The sequence below is a fragment of the Alkalibacterium psychrotolerans genome, assembly GCF_054784355.1.
Genome location: NZ_BAAGPH010000034.1, coordinates 69,101 through 86,302 on the forward strand (window position 1 = coordinate 69,101; position 17,202 = coordinate 86,302).

The 17,202-nt window shown below is 44.2% G+C and carries 16 protein-coding genes; 7 read left to right on the top strand and 9 right to left on the bottom strand.

Annotated elements, in window-relative coordinates:
- The first annotated feature begins 10 nt into the window (after nucleotides 1-10).
- Genes ACYVLS_RS05985 through ACYVLS_RS05995 form a run of 3 tightly spaced genes read left to right on the top strand, consistent with a single transcriptional unit; the run spans nucleotide 11 to nucleotide 2,606 of the window.
- The gene (locus tag ACYVLS_RS05985; RefSeq protein WP_460322387.1) at nucleotides 11-766 is read left to right on the top strand and encodes a metal ABC transporter ATP-binding protein; all 756 of its coding nucleotides are present in this window, start codon (nucleotides 11-13) and stop codon (nucleotides 764-766) included.
- A 2-nt stretch (nucleotides 767-768) separates the two neighbouring features.
- Entirely contained in the window at nucleotides 769-1,695 is a 927-nt protein-coding gene (locus tag ACYVLS_RS05990) for a metal ABC transporter permease (protein ID WP_460322390.1), read from the top strand.
- A 2-nt stretch (nucleotides 1,696-1,697) separates the two neighbouring features.
- A complete protein-coding gene (locus ACYVLS_RS05995) occupies nucleotides 1,698-2,606 on the top strand; it encodes a metal ABC transporter permease (protein ID WP_460322633.1) in 909 nt (302 codons plus the stop codon).
- Between the two features lie 500 nt (nucleotides 2,607-3,106).
- On the opposite strand, the gene ACYVLS_RS06000 is transcribed toward ACYVLS_RS05995, so the two are convergent.
- The 3 genes from ACYVLS_RS06000 to ACYVLS_RS06010 all read right to left on the bottom strand — a co-directional run bounded on the left by ACYVLS_RS06000 (nucleotide 3,107) and on the right by ACYVLS_RS06010 (nucleotide 7,895).
- Nucleotides 3,107-4,078, bottom strand: coding sequence for a LacI family DNA-binding transcriptional regulator (locus ACYVLS_RS06000; protein ID WP_460322392.1), 972 nt, complete (start codon nucleotides 4,076-4,078; stop codon nucleotides 3,107-3,109).
- A gap of 126 nt (nucleotides 4,079-4,204) precedes the next feature.
- Nucleotides 4,205-6,328, bottom strand: coding sequence for an RNA degradosome polyphosphate kinase (locus ACYVLS_RS06005; RefSeq protein ID WP_460322395.1), 2,124 nt, complete (start codon nucleotides 6,326-6,328; stop codon nucleotides 4,205-4,207).
- A gap of 1 nt (nucleotide 6,329) precedes the next feature.
- Nucleotides 6,330-7,895: a Ppx/GppA family phosphatase gene (locus tag ACYVLS_RS06010; protein WP_460322397.1), complete on the bottom strand. Its 1,566-nt coding sequence runs from the start codon at nucleotides 7,893-7,895 to the stop codon at nucleotides 6,330-6,332.
- A gap of 326 nt (nucleotides 7,896-8,221) precedes the next feature.
- On the opposite strand from ACYVLS_RS06010, the gene ACYVLS_RS06015 reads away from it, so the two are divergent.
- From ACYVLS_RS06015 to ACYVLS_RS06025, 3 genes are all read left to right on the top strand, one after another.
- Nucleotides 8,222-9,493, top strand: coding sequence for a 3D domain-containing protein (locus ACYVLS_RS06015; protein ID WP_460322399.1), 1,272 nt, complete (start codon nucleotides 8,222-8,224; stop codon nucleotides 9,491-9,493).
- A gap of 173 nt (nucleotides 9,494-9,666) precedes the next feature.
- Nucleotides 9,667-10,452 (top strand): AAC(3) family N-acetyltransferase, encoded by a 786-nt coding sequence (locus ACYVLS_RS06020; RefSeq protein WP_460322401.1) that lies wholly within the window; start codon nucleotides 9,667-9,669, stop codon nucleotides 10,450-10,452.
- Between the two features lie 22 nt (nucleotides 10,453-10,474).
- Complete coding sequence (locus ACYVLS_RS06025) at nucleotides 10,475-11,224, top strand: alpha/beta fold hydrolase (protein WP_460322404.1); 750 nt, start codon at nucleotides 10,475-10,477, stop codon at nucleotides 11,222-11,224.
- A gap of 464 nt (nucleotides 11,225-11,688) precedes the next feature.
- On the opposite strand, the gene ACYVLS_RS06030 is transcribed toward ACYVLS_RS06025, so the two are convergent.
- The 6 genes from ACYVLS_RS06030 to ACYVLS_RS06055 all read right to left on the bottom strand — a co-directional run bounded on the left by ACYVLS_RS06030 (nucleotide 11,689) and on the right by ACYVLS_RS06055 (nucleotide 16,731).
- On the bottom strand, nucleotides 11,689-12,081 hold the full coding sequence (locus ACYVLS_RS06030) for a DUF4430 domain-containing protein (RefSeq protein ID WP_460322406.1): 393 nt from the start codon (nucleotides 12,079-12,081) through the stop codon (nucleotides 11,689-11,691).
- Nucleotides 12,074-12,661 carry an ECF transporter S component gene (locus tag ACYVLS_RS06035; RefSeq protein WP_460322409.1) on the bottom strand — a complete coding sequence of 196 codons (588 nt, stop codon included), beginning with the start codon at nucleotides 12,659-12,661 and terminating at the stop codon, nucleotides 12,074-12,076. Before ACYVLS_RS06035 ends, ACYVLS_RS06030 begins: the two co-directional genes overlap by 8 nt.
- A gap of 53 nt (nucleotides 12,662-12,714) precedes the next feature.
- Nucleotides 12,715-14,073 (bottom strand): glycyl radical enzyme family protein, encoded by a 1,359-nt coding sequence (locus ACYVLS_RS06040; protein WP_460322411.1) that lies wholly within the window; start codon nucleotides 14,071-14,073, stop codon nucleotides 12,715-12,717.
- A gap of 242 nt (nucleotides 14,074-14,315) precedes the next feature.
- A complete protein-coding gene (locus ACYVLS_RS06045) occupies nucleotides 14,316-14,822 on the bottom strand; it encodes a hypothetical protein (protein ID WP_460322414.1) in 507 nt (168 codons plus the stop codon).
- Between the two features lie 300 nt (nucleotides 14,823-15,122).
- Nucleotides 15,123-15,554: a hypothetical protein gene (locus ACYVLS_RS06050; protein WP_460322417.1), complete on the bottom strand. Its 432-nt coding sequence runs from the start codon at nucleotides 15,552-15,554 to the stop codon at nucleotides 15,123-15,125.
- Nucleotides 15,555-15,747: 193 nt separating this feature from the next.
- Nucleotides 15,748-16,731, bottom strand: a complete 984-nt coding sequence (locus ACYVLS_RS06055) for an aldo/keto reductase (RefSeq protein WP_460322420.1) — start codon at nucleotides 16,729-16,731, stop codon at nucleotides 15,748-15,750.
- A gap of 195 nt (nucleotides 16,732-16,926) precedes the next feature.
- Between ACYVLS_RS06055 and ACYVLS_RS06060 the strand changes: the two genes are divergently transcribed.
- On the top strand, nucleotides 16,927-17,178 hold the full coding sequence (locus ACYVLS_RS06060) for a hypothetical protein (RefSeq protein ID WP_460322422.1): 252 nt from the start codon (nucleotides 16,927-16,929) through the stop codon (nucleotides 17,176-17,178).
- The last annotated feature ends 24 nt before the right edge of the window (nucleotides 17,179-17,202 follow it).

Below are 17,202 nucleotides of genomic sequence, written 5' to 3' on the forward strand. Positions count from 1 at the left end.
AGGATCAAGTGTGGACAAGTCTAATGCCATTAAGATTGACCGTTTGACGGTCGCTTATGATGCCAAGCCCGTTTTATGGGACATTTCAATTGAATTTAAAAAACAGAGTCTCACGGCTGTGATTGGTCCGAATGGAGCCGGCAAGTCCACCTTGATTAAGACGATGCTGAGTTTTATTCAGCCAATCAGTGGATCCATAAAGTTTTATATGGAAAATGAAACACCTTCTTCATATAGAGCTGTTAAAAATAAAATCGCCTATGTTCCACAGAATACGACGGTTGACTGGGATTTCCCTGCGACTGTTTTAGATGTTGTTCTTATGGGCAGGTATGGTCATCTAGGATGGATGAAGCGACCGGGCAAGAAAGACAAGGAAATAGCAAAGCAAATGCTACTGAAAGTAGGGCTGCCGACGTTTGCTTCAAGACAAATCAGTCAGTTATCTGGGGGACAGCGTCAGCGAGTCTTTCTTGCACGCGCCCTGGCTCAGGAAGCCGATGTGTATATCATGGACGAACCGCTGGCAGGAGTGGACATGAAAACGGAACGGATTATCATGAAACTTCTGAAAGGTCTGGTAGAAAACGGTAAAACAGTTATCGTTGTTCACCATGACCTGCAGACAGTGGAAGAGTACTTTGATGATGTGGTTCTTATTAACCAGGAAGTTATTGCACAGGGACCGGTAGCTGAGGCGTTCACTCAGAAAGCAATCGATCAGACATATCACCAGGACAGAAATCTGGGAGAAGGAGAAGGGTAAGCATGCTTAATCAAATCAGTTTGCTGTTAAATGATTATACCTTTCAGATTGTTGCGCTTGGCACAGGGTTTTTAGGACTGTTGAGTGGAGTAGTCGGAACATTTGCGACTCTTCGAAAAGAAAGCCTCTTAGGCGATGCCTTAAGTCATGCCGCCCTGCCTGGGATTGGTATCGGTTTTCTCCTAATCCAACGAAAAGAATTGTCTGTGCTGCTGTTAGGTGCTTTAATTGCAGGCTTAATCGCCACGCTGATTATTCAAACGATGAGCAGACGAACGGTTGTTAAATTGGACAGTGCACTGTCTTTGATTCTCTCAAGTTTCTTTGGATTAGGACTCGTCATTTTAACCGCCATTCAAAATAACCCAAACGCCAGACAGGCCGGACTAACTAATTTTATTTTCGGACAAGCCAGTGCCATGCTGTTGAGAGATGTTCAGCTGATTGCGGTCGTTGGTCTGGTTCTCCTGTCTTTAGTCGGTATTTTCTGGAAGGAATTCAAAGTGTTTACCTTTGATCCAATGTTTGGGCGAACCCTTGGCTTTTCAGGAAAGATAGTGGAAACGCTCTTGTCGACCATGATTGTCATGACGATTATTTTAGGTCTGGAATCAGTAGGGGTCATACTCATCAGCTCACTGCTGATTGGGCCCTCAGTTGCTGCTAGACAGTGGACGAATCGACTGAGCAGAGTAGTAATGATTGCCGGTGTAATCGGCTTTGTTTCCGGCGTCATTGGCACCTTCATCAGTTCGGTCGCCGTCCGAGTACCGACAGGACCGTCTATTGTAGTGGTGGTCAGTATTTTTGTATTTATTAGCCTGTTCTTTTCTCCGAATAGAGGAATAATTGCTAACTACTATGCTTACAAAAAAAGACAGCGCGTCTTTATGAAGCAAATCAAAAGTCTGGAGGGTGATAAACAGTGAGTATGATTGCCCAAATTACGATGATCGCAATTGTGGTCGCGGTTGCCTGTGCCCTGCCAGGCGTCTTCCTTGTGTTACGTGGAACGACAATGGTGTCTGATGCCATTACTCATACTGTTTTATTAGGCATTGTTCTGGCTTTTTTCGTCACACAGGATATTAATTCCCCGCTCTTAATGGTGGGGGCCACTTTAGTAGGAGTGGCGACAGTCTGGGCAATTGAAGCATTGCAGCAGACAAAACTCCTGTCAAATGACGCTGCAATCGGCATTGTCTTCCCGCTTTTTTTCAGTATAGCGATTATTATCATCACCCGTTATGCCGGTAATATTCACCTTGATGTGGATGCTGTCCTGATGGGGGAGGTGGCTTTTGCTCCCTTTAGACGCTTTGTCTTTTTGGGAATGGATTTAGGTCCGCGGGCCTTATGGACAATGCTCGGTATACTCTTTGTGAATGCGACATTTATTTTTCTTTTCTACAAAGAACTTAAGATTACGACATTTGATGCGGGCTTTGCGGCTGCTCTCGGATTTTCACCGGCCCTCATCCATTACGGACTGATGACGCTGGTTTCTCTGACAGCAGTTGGAGCCTACGATTCTGTTGGCTCGATCCTGGTGGTCGGCTTCATGGTAGGCCCTCCGCTAGCGGCCTTTCTTTTAACAGATCGCCTGCATGTAATGATGGGGATTACAGTCCTTATGGCAGTAGTGAACAGTACTTTAGGCGTACAGTTCGCCTTTCTGTTCGATACAACCATAGCTGGAATGATTGCGGTGATTACAGGTCTGACCACGCTCATCATTTTTGTTTTATCACCAAAAAAAGGCCTGATTAAAGCAAGCTTGAATAGAAAAAGAGAACAGAAGAAACTGAATCAGAAGTTAAGACAGACAACAGGTGCTTAAGGTACCTCGGAAGTAAAGATGACTAATAATAATGCGATGCTTTTCCCAACAAAAGGGAAGAAGCACCGCATTTTTTGCATGTTGACAGGGTAATACGTATCAGGAGGAGATTGAAACAATATATTTCGCCCCGCAAATAGCATAGCTACCCGACTCGAAAGTGATTCGGTATGTGGGTCGGTCCGCAAACGAGCAGGCTAGCCAACTGGAGGTTCACCAGCTACTGGAGTCGGTCCGTAAGCGAGCAGGCTAGCCAACTGGAGGTGCATCAGGCCCTGGAGTCGACCCGCAAACAGCTTAGCTAACCAACTCGAGAGGAACCAGCCGTTTGAGTCTGCAGGTAAACGAATTTACATTCAATCTCAAAAGGGAAGTTCATTTGAGTATAGACCGATACGGTTTAGTCTTTAATCTAAAAGGAGAAACCTTAAGGCGTTGAGGCCTTAAGGTTTCCGTATTCAATCAACTGCTGTTGCATTTTGAACTGATTCTAAAAGCCTCTACCGGGTTGTCTTTCGCTCAATCAGTTTAAAGGAAAGAGGGGTGAGCGGCTCGGAAGGCTGATTCAATTTTTGAAGCAGCAGGCGACAGGCGTTTTTTCCCTGTTCTTCAATGCCGTAGTCCACAGTAGTCATGTCCATGACGTCACTGATGCCCAGATTATCAAAACCGACCACTGAAATGTCCTCAGGTATGTTGATTCCTTTGCGTTTTAAACGGGAGACCACAAGAGCGGCGATTGAATCTGAATGGGTAACGATAGCGTCAGGCCGAACGTCCTGCTGAATAATCCAGTCTACAATCTCGTCCACCTTTTCACGGGATACAGTATGAAGGAAAGGGTCAGAAGGATAAGGAGCCACATCTTTATCCTGACAGAAATCTGTATAAGCTTTAATCCGTCGCTGAGTGTTCAGGCCGGTTGCGGTACCGTAAAGATTTAAAATTTTTCTCCGGTCGTTTTTCCAAAGAAAGTCCAGAGCCAGTTTCTGTCCTTCATAATGATCGATAAAGACAGATGGAATTTGTTCCGAATAGACATTATGCAAAGTCACTACCGGACCAAAAGCGGCATACTTTTCTAATACAGACCATTCGTTTGCCCGATATATGAGAAACACACCATCCAGCTGTTTAGACTTCAGCATTTCAAAGGCTTCGATTTCTCTTTTTTTATCCCCGTTTGTGACAAATAAAGTCGTTGTGTAACCAGCGGAGTAGGCTCTTGAAATAAAGGAATTGATTCGTGCGACAGCTGTATCATTAAACTGCGTGCTGATAATTCCGAAATTCCTGGTGCTGCCCCGCCTTAAATGCTGGGCATTCTTATTTGGACTGTAATTCAGCTCTTCGATTGCCGCTTCTACTTTAGTGCGTGTATCTCCGCCAACATAACCGCTGTTATTGATCACGCGAGAGACAGTAGCTGAAGATACGCCTGCATGTTGGGCAATATCTTGAATTGTTGACATGAAACACCCTCCTCGTACCTTATATTATATCAGATAGAAGGCATAATAAACGTAAAAAAAAGCGCTCAGTTAAGGCAGGTTTGTGGACGGGATTGTCCGTGAATTCTGACTTAACTTATGCGCTTCTTATCTAAACCAGCTTGTCAGCTGAGACCATTTACTTTTGCTGACAGTATGTTCAACTGCTGCTTTCCTGCTCAGATCCATCAATTCTTTTTGTGCATGAACGGGATTCTCACTCGGCTGCAGCTTACTGTAGCTGCCTTGTTCATTTAAAACCCAGGCTTTAGTATTGTCATAAAGGCACAACTTTAAAATGGAAAGAATATGTGCTTTCTGCTTCTCGTCTAAAATAGGGAAAGCAATTTCGACACGTTTGATCATGTTACGTGTCATCATGTCTGCTGAAGAGAGGTAGATGGGCTCCTCACCGTTATGATGAAAATAATAAATTCTGCTGTGCTCAAGAAAGCGCCCGATAATACTGCGGACAGTAATGTTTTCGCTTACTCCCGGTATCCCCGGAATCAGACAGCAGATGCCTCTGACTATCAGTTCAATTTTCACTCCAGCCTGACTGGCTTCATACAGCTTCATCAGCATTTTTTTATCGGTCAGCGAATTCATCTTGGCAATAATGTGACCATTACCATGCTCTTTATGGAGCCGAACCTCTTTCTCGATATTCTCGATAAAGGCGTCACGGATGTCAAAAGGTGAGACATGAAGATAGTGATAATGAGGCGGATTGGAATAACCGCTTAAATAGTTGAAAAAGCTATAGACGTCCTGAGTAATTTGAGGGTTCGATGTTATCAACCCCATATCTGTGTAAAGACGGGCGGTCTGTTCATTATAGTTTCCTGTACCTAAATGAACATAGCGTCTAAATCCGTCCTGTTCTCTTTTAACGACAAGAGCAGCTTTGCTGTGAGTCTTCAGTTCCTTCACACCATATAGAATATGCGCACCTACTTCTTCCAGTTCTTTCGCCCAGTGAACGTTATTGGCTTCGTCAAAGCGGGCTTTTAATTCAAGCAGGACAGTCACTTGGATGCCTTTTTTCGCAGCAGTTTTCAATGCTTCAACCAAAGGTGAGTCTTCGCTGACACGGTACAATGTCTGCTTAATGGAAACGGTCTGCTCGTCTTCTACGGCTTCACGAATGAACTGAATGACCGGTTCAAAAGAGTCGTAAGGATGATGGAAAAACAAGTCTCTGCGTCGAGCCAGCGAATAAATTGACTCTTTCGTATAAATGGACGGATAAAAGGGAGAGAAAGAATCAAAGAGTTCTTTTGGAAGCTTTTTCTCCAGTATGTCTTTCATTTCAAACAAGAAGGTCAAATCAATGGGGCCGTCCAGCACATAGATGTCACGCTGCTTAATGGATAGAGCCTTTTTAATATACTCAATATCGTCTTCAATGGAAAAAGGAGACTCACGTTGATCTATTTCCAGCCTGACGGCCATGCCATTTTTTCGCTTATCCAAATAGTCTTCAATAACAGACAGCAAGTCGTCCGCGCCCTCTTCCTGAATTTCTAAATCAGCATTTCTGGTGATTCTGAAAGTAAAGGAATAGGTAACCGTATACCCTTTAAACAAGTCCGATAAATAGGCTAATATTAAGTCGTCTATCAGTAGCAGGTAAGTCGCTTCTGAAGTGTAAAGAGGGTGGACACGGGCAATCCTTTGCGGGACAGGGATGATGGCCTCGAATGGCTCACCGGATTTTTCCAGTCGAACAAAAAGATGCAGCACCCCGTCAGATAAATGAGGGAACGGACGATAAGCATCAATGCCGTAAGGGGTGATAGCCGGTTCGATTTCTTTCAGGAAGATACTCCGTGCTTTTGTTTTGTTTTCCTCGCTCAGCTCGTTGACTGATCTGAAAAGAAAGCCGCGACTGGCGAGCTCTGCTTTCTTTTTTTCAAAGAGTTCATATTGTCGACTGACAATAGTCCGATTTTTTCTTGTGACTTCCTGAAGCTGTTTCTTTGGTGACCACTGTTTTTTTGTATCCGGTTCATCAACACCCATTTTCAGCTGGTCCTGCAGACCGGCTACGCGCACTTTGTAAAATTCATCCAAGTTCGAACTTCCGATAGCCAGAAATTTGAGCTGTTCAATCAATGGATTGGTCGAGTCATCTGCTTCTTCAATGACACGGGCATTAAAGTCCAGCCAGGACAATTCTCTATTCTGATAATACACAGGATTTTCAATGTTCAGCTGCTTTTTGACCATGTTATCCCTCCGTCTTGGACGCCTTGTCTGCTTCACTCTGGAAGATAATGGACAGCGGCTTACCAAGGACACGTTCCAGATGATTTTTATGTTTATTTGCCCGGTATTCTTCGGCGATGGCGTCCCCTGAATACGTGACAGTCAGTTCAAAGGTGTCATCATCTTTTTCAACGATATCCATGTCTTTGACAAAATTGACATGGGAATCACTCAATGCCTCAGCAAACTTAATGATGCAGCCGAGATACAGGAGTCTGTCTTTTTCATCGTCACTGAACCATTTATCCACTGTCTTCACGTACTGTTTGTACAATGAGCGGTTTTTATAGCTGGCTATCAGTGCAAGGCGGACTCGGTCTTTGTGATTGAAGCCATGCAGGTTGGTATTCGAAATGATATAGAAGCTATGCTGGGATTTCGAATCATCTTCTATATAACTCCCCAGATAGTAAAGCGTTGCACCATAGTGTAATAGGTACAGATGCTCATCTTCGACGGAAAGCAAATCTTTATCTTTCAGCATTGTAATCAGCCGGTCTGCCAAGAGAATGCGCTGGTGAGCGCTGATAGGACGAATCTTGTACTGCTTGAATAAGCGCTGAACCGTCTGTCTTTTGACTCCATATAAATCGTAAGGTTCCTTGTATTCCTTGTTCAGACGCTCGAGAATAATGCCTTCTCGTAGTCCACGGTTGCTGATGGCGAAATGCTGCGCATTCATGAGTGTCATCAGCTCGGTAAATACGATTCCAGCCGGAATAATAATATCTCGTCGGTCTTCGCTTAAACCGTCCAGATCGCCTAAATCTTTCATGGATGTTTTTACCAGCAAATCAAACGTGTCTGTCAGTTCATCGGGTTCCATAGTATATTCATGAATGCCGGCGATAGGGTAGTCTATTTGACGCTGGTTTATTTCAGCATAGTTCCGAGCGGATCCGCCAATACCGACTAAAGGAACATCGGCGCCAACGACCCAGTCGTATACTTTAAATTGTTCTTTGACCCATTCCCGTGCGGCCTTTATCGCTTTTTTGTCATTGTGTTTTTTCCCATCAAAGAATGCCTTCTGCAATGAGACAGCTCCAAATGGAAAACTGTGCATCTCGAGTACTTCTTTATTCTTATAAAGGGTCAGCTCCGTACTGCCTCCCCCAATATCGATACTGATACCGTCTGTGATGTCCATGGTATGGCGAACTGCATAATTACCAAAGTATGCTTCTTTTTCTTCCGGAAGCAGTTCCAGTTCAAGATCGACTTCTTCTTTTACTCTCGCCAGAATAGCATCCCGATTTGTCGACTGCCTGACAGCGGCGGTTGCTATTGCTTTGGAATCTTTTATGGAATAGCGCTCTGCAATTTCTGTAAAGCTCTTCAGTACAGTAACCAGTACATCTATGCCTTTTTGAGACATTTCTTTATCCTCATCCAAGTACTGGACGAGTCGTGCAGGTGTCTTGATATTCTGAAGCTCCGTTACCCCTTGAAACTCATCCATTTCAAAAATAACTAATCGGATGGTGTTGGATCCTACATCGATTAAACCGAATCGTTCATTTGTCATATCAGCACTCTCCTACTTACGTCTATCCGCTTTGGCCTTCATTAGTACTCTAATCATACTAAAGTTGGTGGGATAATGTCTAAAAAACCGCATCATGTTACAAAAAAATTACAATGTAATAGAAAGCGCTATCTAAACTGCCCAGCTTTACAAAAGTGGCGAAGGATTGCTCAATTAGGCACTAATTTATAAGCGCTCTGTAATAAAATGTAAAGGAATAGAAATGTACTTCATGGCTTTTATCGGTATAATAGCGTGGCATTGAACATTTAACTTTAAGATAACTTGAATTCAAAATAAAATACAGAAGGGTGTTCTTTTACGCGATGAAAAAGAATTTAGTGGGTATGGTTGTTGCAGTAGCAGCTTTTCTTACATTAGGAAATGCGACAACTGCTTCGGCAGAAACGCTGGAAGCTATTCAAGAGCAGCAGGAACAGAAACACCAGGAGATATCGTCATTACAGAAAGAAGTAAATACAGTATTGGAAGAAGTCAGTGAATTAAGTCTGAAGCTTGCTGAACTGGACAAGGAAATCAGTGATCAAGAAGAGTCTATAGTGCAGACTGAAGCAGACGTCTCTGCTCAGGAAGAAGTAGTAGCGGCTCGTATGGATCAGGCACGCACACGTCTGCAGTCACTTCAGCTTAATGAAACGACACAAAATATGGTCTTGACTATTCTTGAATCCGACAGCCTATCTGATTTATTCAACCGCGCACTCGTCATTGTACGTTTAACTGATGCAAGTAATCAGCAGATTGTTCAGGCTGAAGAAGAAGTTCAAGAGTTAGTTGATTTGCAGGCTAAGCTTGAAGAGAGTCAGCTGAGCTTGAAAGAAAGCCGTTCAGAAGCTGTAGCTCAGAAAGAAACTTTTGATGAAAAAGTTGCTTCTTTACAGGCTCTTATTCAGGATAACGAATCAGAACTGACCGCTTTAGTAGAAAAAGAAGCAGCAGAAGTTGCGCGAATTGAAGAAGCCCGTCGAGTAGCCAGAGAAGCGGCAGCCCGAGCAGCAGCTGAAAGAGAAGCAGAAGAAAGAGCGGCAGCTAGAGCAGCGGCCGAACGTAATAATGCTTCTAATGAAGGAACAACGTCTTCATCATCTGTCCAGGCAGCTGAACCGGCAAAACCGGAAACGAACCAGACAGCTAACGCATCTGAGTCATCAAATGAAACAAGCAGCCAGCCTAAAGCACCAGCTAGCCAGCCATCACAGCCGGCAGCTAAGCCTAAATCTAATCCGGCTCCTGCGCCAGCTAAACCAGATCCTGCACCTGCTAAATCGGAACCAGCAAGCAACCAGACTTCTGGAAGAACCATGCAGGTACAAGCAACAGGTTACTCAACGAGACAGCCTAGCTTGAGCACACATACGGCAACAGGTATTGACCTGCGAGTTAATCCGCGTGTCATCGCTGTTGACCCATCAATCATTCCATTAGGTACAATGGTTGAAGTAGAAGGAATGGGCGTGTATATCGCCGGCGATACCGGTGGAGCAATCAAAGGAAATATTATTGATATTCATTTCCAGACTGTTGCGGAAGCTCTACAATGGGGCAGACGTAATGTCACCATCCGTATTTTGAAATAATTTAATAAGTATATAGGACCACATGAGATATCTTCTCGTGTGGTCTTTTTATATGAATCCATAATAGGCAATCACTGAACAGCTAAAGTTGCATTCTGATGAAGAATAAGGTTTAATCAGTTTAAAGCCTGGAAAAAGGTTCAGAAAAACAGGAAGCTGCAAAGGAGATAAGTATGTATTCAAAAGAAGATTTACTGGAACAACTGGACGCTTTAAAAATCGACAGAGAAGGGACACTGCTGGTGCATTCTTCCTATAAAAGTATGGGAGATATAGAAGGAGGACCCGAGACCGTTCTCGATGCATTGAGTGAATATATGAAAGACGGGCTGCTGGTTCTGCCGACTCATACTTGGAAATACATTAACAAGGATAACCCGATTTTTGATGTCAAAGAATCTCCCTCAAATGTGGGTATACTTACAGAACTGTTCAGACAGCGCAAAGGTGTCATCCGGTCTGAACATCCCACTCACTCAGTGGCTGCTTTAGGAAAAGAAGCAGAAGAATTCACTCAAGGGGAATACCGCTACAATACAGCTTGTGCCCGTGAATCGGTCTGGGGGAAACTGGTCGATCGAAACGCTCAGATTCTCATGCTGGGTGTCGATTTGACGAAATGCACATTCATCCACGGCATTGAAGAATGGGAAGATGTCCCTAATCGCTTGTCCGACACGCCAGAACTGCTCTATAGCATTTTGCATTCGGGAGAAAAAGTGGCCATCCCGACTTACCGACACAGTGGGCCGGACTGGTCAGAACGCTTTTGGAAAGTGGATGATATACTGGATGAAGAAGGCGCTCAACTGAAAGGAACGTTTGGCGATGCTGCTGTCCGAGTCGTTGATGCCAAACGGACGACCGAACTGCTGTCTGAACTGCTAAATAAGAACCCGAATCTGTTTACAGAGAATGAACCGCTGGAAAATAAATGGCGTTACTATTTCCACAACTAAAAAAGTAATGAGGGAAGACAAAATGAAGTTGACGATTAGACAGCGCTCGCTGGGAACCATTCCATTACTGGAAGTGGTCCCCCGAGAAAAACGCAATGATTTGCTGCCCTTGATAGTTTACTACCATGGCTGGCAGTCAGCGAAGGAACTTGTCTTAACCCAGGGTCGTAAACTGGCTGAAAAAGGCTTTAGGGTGATACTTCCAGATGCCGCCAATCACGGTGACCGAAGGCAAGATATTACACGTATCCCATCACTCACATTCTGGCAGAGTATTCACACCAACTTATTTGAATTTGGTTTTATAGTGAATCATTTCAAAAAACTCGGATTAGCAGATGACCGAATAGCTGTCGGAGGCGTGTCTATGGGTGGGATAACCACTTGTGCGCTGCTCACACATCACCCTGAGATAAAAGTCGGCGCCTGCGTGATGGGATCGCCCAAACCATACGAGTACCGTGAGCGCATCATGACCCATGCAGAAAAGGCGGGGCGATTCTACCCCTATGACTATAAAGAACTGTTGTCCTGGGTACCAAAATATGACCTGTCTCTTCGACCAGAAACCTTAAATGGTCGGCCTTTATTGTTCTGGCATGGGAGCGAGGACCGCGTCGTTCCATTCAGCGATGTAGTCGAATTTGTGGATGCTAATCCCTCTGCAAATCTGACCTTCCTACAAGAAGAGGAAGAGCATCTTGTCAGAGGCACCACGATGGATAAAATATCGGATTACTTTGACAGAGAAATGAACCGGTTAAACCGATAGATGTTACCATAAAGCATTAAATAAGGAAACCGCAAGAACAGGAGGAGCTGTTCTTGCGGTTTTTCGTCATAGGCTGGGATAATGAGAAATTTAATTTCTTCTGTAATATAAAACGTTGTTGTGCATAGCTAAACTGCATTAATTAGAGAAAATGTTTAATTCATCCAGTAGATTATGACTAAACTCAACATAGGATAGAGTTCAGCAATGTAACTTGAGTACGAAGTAAACAACTGCTGCCCAGAGTGGTTAAATAGTGTAGTTTCGATTTCCGAACTAAACTATATGGTGAAAACAGTTTAGTTTACCCGGTAATTTTTGTTCAAACTCAATTCCGGATAAAGTAAAGCAGTAATACTGCTTTTTCCTTATCAATGGGTAGGAAGTAATCACATTAGTAGGCAGAATAAAAGGTCCTGTGGTTGACGTAACCCACAGGACCTACTGAATTAGCTTTCTCTATCTTAAAATGACATGAGCTCCCAGGTGATCAAGTCGTCATCCTGAGGAATAAAGTCTTCAGCACTGTCGTTGACCATCTCTTCATTAACTTCAAAGATCCAGAACAGCCCTTCATCCGGATTCTGCTCGACACCTTCGATGGATTCAATAAAGCCGTCATCCGAAATGACTGTATCGTAGTTCTGCTGCATCAGATCAAGTAGAGAGGTGTCCGCAGCAACGGCTACTGTTTCATTGACGATTTCTTCATCGTGTGCGGTGATAACTACCTGTACATCCTGTTCCTGATCAGCAGTTCCGGGATTGTTGGAAGCCGCGCCAGTCCAGACTAGCAGGAAGACAACGAAGACTACCGAAATAGCCACCGCAAACAAATACTTCTCTTTTTTATTCATACATTTCTCCTTTAATCTTCTTTCCGTTGTAGTGACGGACTGAAGACTTATCTGTTAATCGAAACACCCGCATGCAGACTGGATAAAGCAGAGGCATGAAAGCCAAATTCCCGAAAGCATGCAGAAAATCGTAGCCTATGCCGGAAAGGTAGTAGGGAATAAATATATTCCAGCCGAAAATCGGAGCCTGAACAAGTGACACAACCAGTCCGTAGAGAATGCCTAAAAATGCCGCATACACCTGCAGGACCGGCATAGGAATAGCTTCATGTGTTTCTTCAATAAGGGCTGTCAGTAACACAAGCACACTGTAGCCAGCCATTTGGGCAAAGGTCCAGGGTCCCATTCCAAGGGTCATATTGGTAACCAGGACAGACAGCAGCGAAACAGCCAGTCCATTTCTCCAGCCAAAGTAGAGAGTAATGCAAACCAGCATGACAGTCATCGGCTGAACATTCGGCAGAAATGAGAATGACAGTCTGCCAACCGATACGAGTGCGGTCAATAGAGCGATGCGTGTTAGGGCATAGGTGCGTCCACTGGCATATGTGTGCTGACGGTTGATTGGTGCAGACTTCATCATTCTCTCTCCTTTCCAGGGTACGTGGTTTAGTTCAGTTCATTTCAATAGTTTTAACGAATCGGGCAGACACCAGAAGAGCAGGCGTCCATATTATCCAGATCGGCACTTGTTTCTGCGGACTCAAATTGGTGAAGCAAGTTTGCGTCAAAGGGCTTCATAGCCTGATTGCGCACGTGGTACTCATCTTCCGATATCGCTTCATATGGTGCAAGAGTATACGTTCCGCCGTCGTGACTGAGGAAAGATACACCGACAAAATTATCCCAGCCATCCCAGACACGTTGTTCTGCCTGAGCCCATTCACCAGGTTTCACATCGATGGTATTGGACGCATTGTGCTCAACGTATTCTTTCTGGAAGCGGAAGTAGGTATCGAACTGTTCATCTACAGATGTGTCTTCTTTGGTACGGTCAGCGCCACTGGCTACAGGGAAATCGATAACGACTGTACGAGCATCAGCAATAACTGCATCATCCATCAGTTCGTCTTCTGAATAGAGACCATTTGTACCAATTTCTGCGTGCATATTCCAGCCCAGTTCTTTTGCCACTTTAACGAGTGGATCGGTCGCATTAATTCGAATGCGGCGAATGTAATAAGGGCTGTGGCTCATGTGAACGCCAGGTGATACGCCACCGGCAACTTGAGACAGGGTACCCTCAGGTTTGACCGTTGTCGCCAGAAGGGGAGCAGTGACACGAAGAGACTTGGCATAATCATCAGCCGCCTGACGTGAAGCATCACGCAGTTCATTCATCCATTTCACTTCGTCCTCTTCGGTTGCATTAACCAAGGCCAGGGCATCTTTCCAACCGGTTACAGAGGTTCCAATCAGACGATCGCGCTGCTGAATAGCGTCCCAGGAATCAATTTCAAGAGGAGACAGGGTCATGCGCAGACCAATTCGAGCAGAAAGCGCCTGAGCCTGTTTCATTCCTTCAATGTCCAGTGTTTTATTGCCCTCTGCGTCTTCCTGAACAAAGGCTTTGACATTAATGGTCGTCAAGTTACAGACACCTTTGGAATCCAAAATGATTTCACCGCATGGATTGACACCTTCGGCATTCGGGCGACGGCGTCTCGCTTCTTCCATATTAAAGAAGCCAGGCTCACCTTCGAGCTGCATCATTTCAAAGACCAGGTGCAGGAAGTCTCGGGTAGGTTTCTTTTCAAAAGCAATTGAGTTGTTACTCATACGACGGTGATCGAGACCTTCGCGGCGGTCACCGACTGCATTCAAGTCATCGAACCATTTCGGTTTGATGCCGGCTTCTTCGAGCATGTTCCCAATCTGTTTGTGATGGGCCAGTTGTTCTTCTGTCCAGATGCCGTTCATGCCGTATTTGGCAAACATGGACTCGTCGTCATCCGCGTCGAACAGGAAAATCTCTGCAGTTCTTCTTACCATAAGTGTATTAGCTTTATGTTGCCATAAAGATTAGACTATCTCTTCAATAAAGGCGTTACCCTTTAAAGCTCCCCGTTTCCACCATTCAGGTGTACTCTACTCGCTTCTTCGCCCGTGTCCTCCCGACAGGGGCTATGCTTTCGATAGTCGTTACAGGTTCCTTAATTAAATAAGGCTTCCCACGGGATTGTCCATTTAGGAGTTCCCCCGTTGAAGAGGAGTGTTTTTTAACGTTGGAGGCATTAGAAGATGCGTTTACCACCAACAACGACATTGGCACCAATCAGGTTACCAATATCTAAAATATGAATCGGACGGACTTTTCCGTAGCCTTTTTCATCAGTTTCAATTGGATCAAGGTGCGGGTCAATCTGGTTTTTCAGGACCTTGTCGATTCCTTCAAACATTTCTTTCAAAGGCGCCGGTCCGCTGGCTGTACCGCCGAATGTCTTCAGCCGCTCGCCTTCAGGACGGACACTGTTGTAGCTGACTTTTATTGTGTGAATGTCTTCGTTTTCTTTTTGAGTCAGCAGTTCCAGATACTGATTAAGAGATTCAACCCAGCCTTCTTTAGAATCGCCTACATAGATTTTGGCAAAGCCATTTTCCATTTTGACAACTTTGGTTTTCTCCAGCCTGTTTTCTACAGGTACCGGATTGTATTTTGAATGAAGTAAAGTAGTGTTAGTTCTTATCTTAGGAATAGATTTTGTAGCTTTTTTTGTTGCTTTGAACCCTACGCCAGTCAAGCGTAGACTTGGACTATATGTTACTTACAATCGTTACAGTGTAAGTCCTTGCGCTTGGCACAACGATTTGCACGTTTATGCTACTCTACTCAGTTCTCATACACTATCCTCACGACACTGTATTACCTTTTCGATAGTCTCTACACCTTCTATACTTTGTCTCATTTTCATACTGCCTTTACGTCAGTAGCGAGACAAGATATAGCTTGGCACGATATTGGCTGATCAGCTTTCATCGTTAGCACACAAATGTGTACACCCTGTTAGTACAGGTTCACAAGGTTTAAGGTCGGCACTGGGCTATTTTACCTTACCGACCATCAGGAGATAAAACAGTTCTCCCAAGTCTTCCCATCGTTCAATTGACAAGAAGGAACAGTTGAAGTTCCCTAAAGCAAAGTTCTGGTTCACTTTCTCATTTGCATTGCCAAGCCACAGTGTGCGGCCTGACGGAAACTGTTTAGTCTGGTATATCGACTGAAACAGTTCTTTTGCTTCTTCACGCATACGTTTAAGCGGAATAGCATACCCCACTTTTTTTAGATGCTTGTATTCCAAGGCCATGTTGTACTCAATGGCTCGTTTAACTGTTTCATGCCAGAATTCACGTCTGTTTTTGTCTTCAAGCCAGCGTGAATATGTACGGCTGTACACGAATTGACCCAGTTCATTTAACGGATTCGGGTGTTCTTTTATGTAGTCTTCTACATATGCTGTCGGTAAAAACTCCATTCCTTATCGTCCTCTCTTAAAAGTGCTTTTATACTATATATGGTATCACAACTAGAAATAAACACAATATGTATGCATGTTACATTTCTGTTACCTTATAATCGTATCAATTTATCTGGAGCGATACAATATAAAAACAAGCATCCCGAAAAATACTCGAGATACTTGTCATAAAAAAGTTGGAAATTAAAATTTAGTAAGGACCACGGATGTGACTGTGGACTTCTTTCCAGTAAAAATCACTTAGTTTATCCAATTCCTCTTTGCTGAAATCTGGAATCTCTAGGGACTTCAGATTATCCAGCACTTGTTTCTCGTTTTTAAAGCCGGGAATGACACTAGTGACGGCTTCCTGCTGCATGACCCATTTTAGAGCTGCGCGTGTCATGCTGCCGCGGTTGTCTCCAATCCATTTGAGCTGCTCACTCAGTTCGACACCTTTTTCGAAAGGCAGGCCGCCAAAGGTTTCACCGACATTGAAAGCAGCCCCGTCTTTGTTGAAATTCCGGTGGTCACTGTCTTCAAAGCTGTGATCTTTTGAAAATTTACCGGTCAATAAGCCACTGGCCAGAGGTACACGTGCCAGGATGCCAACACCTTTTTCCTGAGCTTTAGGGAAGAGTTCTTCCAGAGGTTTTTGTCTAAGCATGTTGAAAATAACCTGCAGGGAACTGGCATTGGTGTTTTCCAGTACATACAGGCCTTCCTCGTCTGTTTCCACACTGACTCCGTAACTTCTGATTTTACCTTCCTGCTTCAGCTTATCCAGAATAGGGAAGACATCCGTATTTTTGAGCATGTCCAGGGGCGCACAGTGAATCTGATACAAGTCGATGGTGTCTCTGTTCAGACGACGGAGGCTGTTTTCCAGATACTCTCTGATCACGTCTTCGGAGTAGTTAGCCGGGTCGTTAATGTCACCATAGCGGGTAAACTTCGTTGCGATATGGATTTTATCCTCTTTGCCTTTTGTAGCTTTAGCCAGCAGTTCTTCACTGTGTCCACCGCCGTAAACATCAGCTGTATCAAAGAAGTTTACACCGGCTTCCATGGCACGCGCTAAACCGTTCATGGCGTCCTCATCATTGTGATTGCCCCAGTCACCGCCTATAGCCCAAGTGCCAAAACCCAGTTCACTGACGGACAAGCCGGAATCGCCTAATTGATTGTATTTCATTCTATTCGCTCCTTATTCATTAGTCTTTTTACATAACATATCCAGTATAGCATAATTTTAAGAAAGCGGTTAAATGAGAAAACTGCCTCTCAGTATTTGAGAAGGAAAACCGGAGCCGCTTCTAAAGCTGACAAATGTTCCCATTTTTGATAAACTGTTATGGACAATGGAAAGATAGAAAGGAGCATGTTTGAGATGGAAGAGCTGTCAATAGACTTTTTTCGTGACAAGGATGAACAGGCATTTATTGACGCCTGGGAGTCAGTGCATGGAGAAGTGAGTGATGAAGAATTGGATCAGTTGTATGCTGCTATAGCTGAAGACATAACAAAAGCTGTCGAAGCGGGCACGCATGAACTGGGCAAGCCCTATGTTTATAAAGATGTCACAGTCGGCAAGTCAGATTTCAATACGTTTCATTCTGTTTACCTGTTCGAACAGGTGTAAATCAGTGCTTTTAAAGGAGGTGTT

Excerpts from the sequence above, each read along its gene's own strand:
- ACYVLS_RS05990 (WP_460322390.1), top strand. The coding sequence starts at position 769 with ATGCTTAATCAAATCAGTTTGCTGTTAAATGATTATACCTTTCAGATT.
- ACYVLS_RS05995 (WP_460322633.1), top strand. The coding sequence starts at position 1,698 with ATGATTGCCCAAATTACGATGATCGCAATTGTGGTCGCGGTTGCCTGT.
- ACYVLS_RS06000 (WP_460322392.1), bottom strand. The coding sequence starts at position 4,078 with ATGTCAACAATTCAAGATATTGCCCAACATGCAGGCGTATCTTCAGCT.
- ACYVLS_RS06005 (WP_460322395.1), bottom strand. The coding sequence starts at position 6,328 with ATGGTCAAAAAGCAGCTGAACATTGAAAATCCTGTGTATTATCAGAAT.
- ACYVLS_RS06010 (WP_460322397.1), bottom strand. The coding sequence starts at position 7,895 with ATGACAAATGAACGATTCGGTTTAATCGATGTAGGATCCAACACCATC.
- ACYVLS_RS06015 (WP_460322399.1), top strand. The coding sequence starts at position 8,222 with ATGAAAAAGAATTTAGTGGGTATGGTTGTTGCAGTAGCAGCTTTTCTT.
- ACYVLS_RS06020 (WP_460322401.1), top strand. The coding sequence starts at position 9,667 with ATGTATTCAAAAGAAGATTTACTGGAACAACTGGACGCTTTAAAAATC.
- ACYVLS_RS06025 (WP_460322404.1), top strand. The coding sequence starts at position 10,475 with ATGAAGTTGACGATTAGACAGCGCTCGCTGGGAACCATTCCATTACTG.
- ACYVLS_RS06030 (WP_460322406.1), bottom strand. The coding sequence starts at position 12,081 with ATGAATAAAAAAGAGAAGTATTTGTTTGCGGTGGCTATTTCGGTAGTC.
- ACYVLS_RS06035 (WP_460322409.1), bottom strand. The coding sequence starts at position 12,661 with ATGAAGTCTGCACCAATCAACCGTCAGCACACATATGCCAGTGGACGC.
- ACYVLS_RS06040 (WP_460322411.1), bottom strand. The coding sequence starts at position 14,073 with ATGGTAAGAAGAACTGCAGAGATTTTCCTGTTCGACGCGGATGACGAC.
- ACYVLS_RS06050 (WP_460322417.1), bottom strand. The coding sequence starts at position 15,554 with ATGGAGTTTTTACCGACAGCATATGTAGAAGACTACATAAAAGAACAC.
- ACYVLS_RS06055 (WP_460322420.1), bottom strand. The coding sequence starts at position 16,731 with ATGAAATACAATCAATTAGGCGATTCCGGCTTGTCCGTCAGTGAACTG.
- ACYVLS_RS06060 (WP_460322422.1), top strand. The coding sequence starts at position 16,927 with ATGGAAGAGCTGTCAATAGACTTTTTTCGTGACAAGGATGAACAGGCA.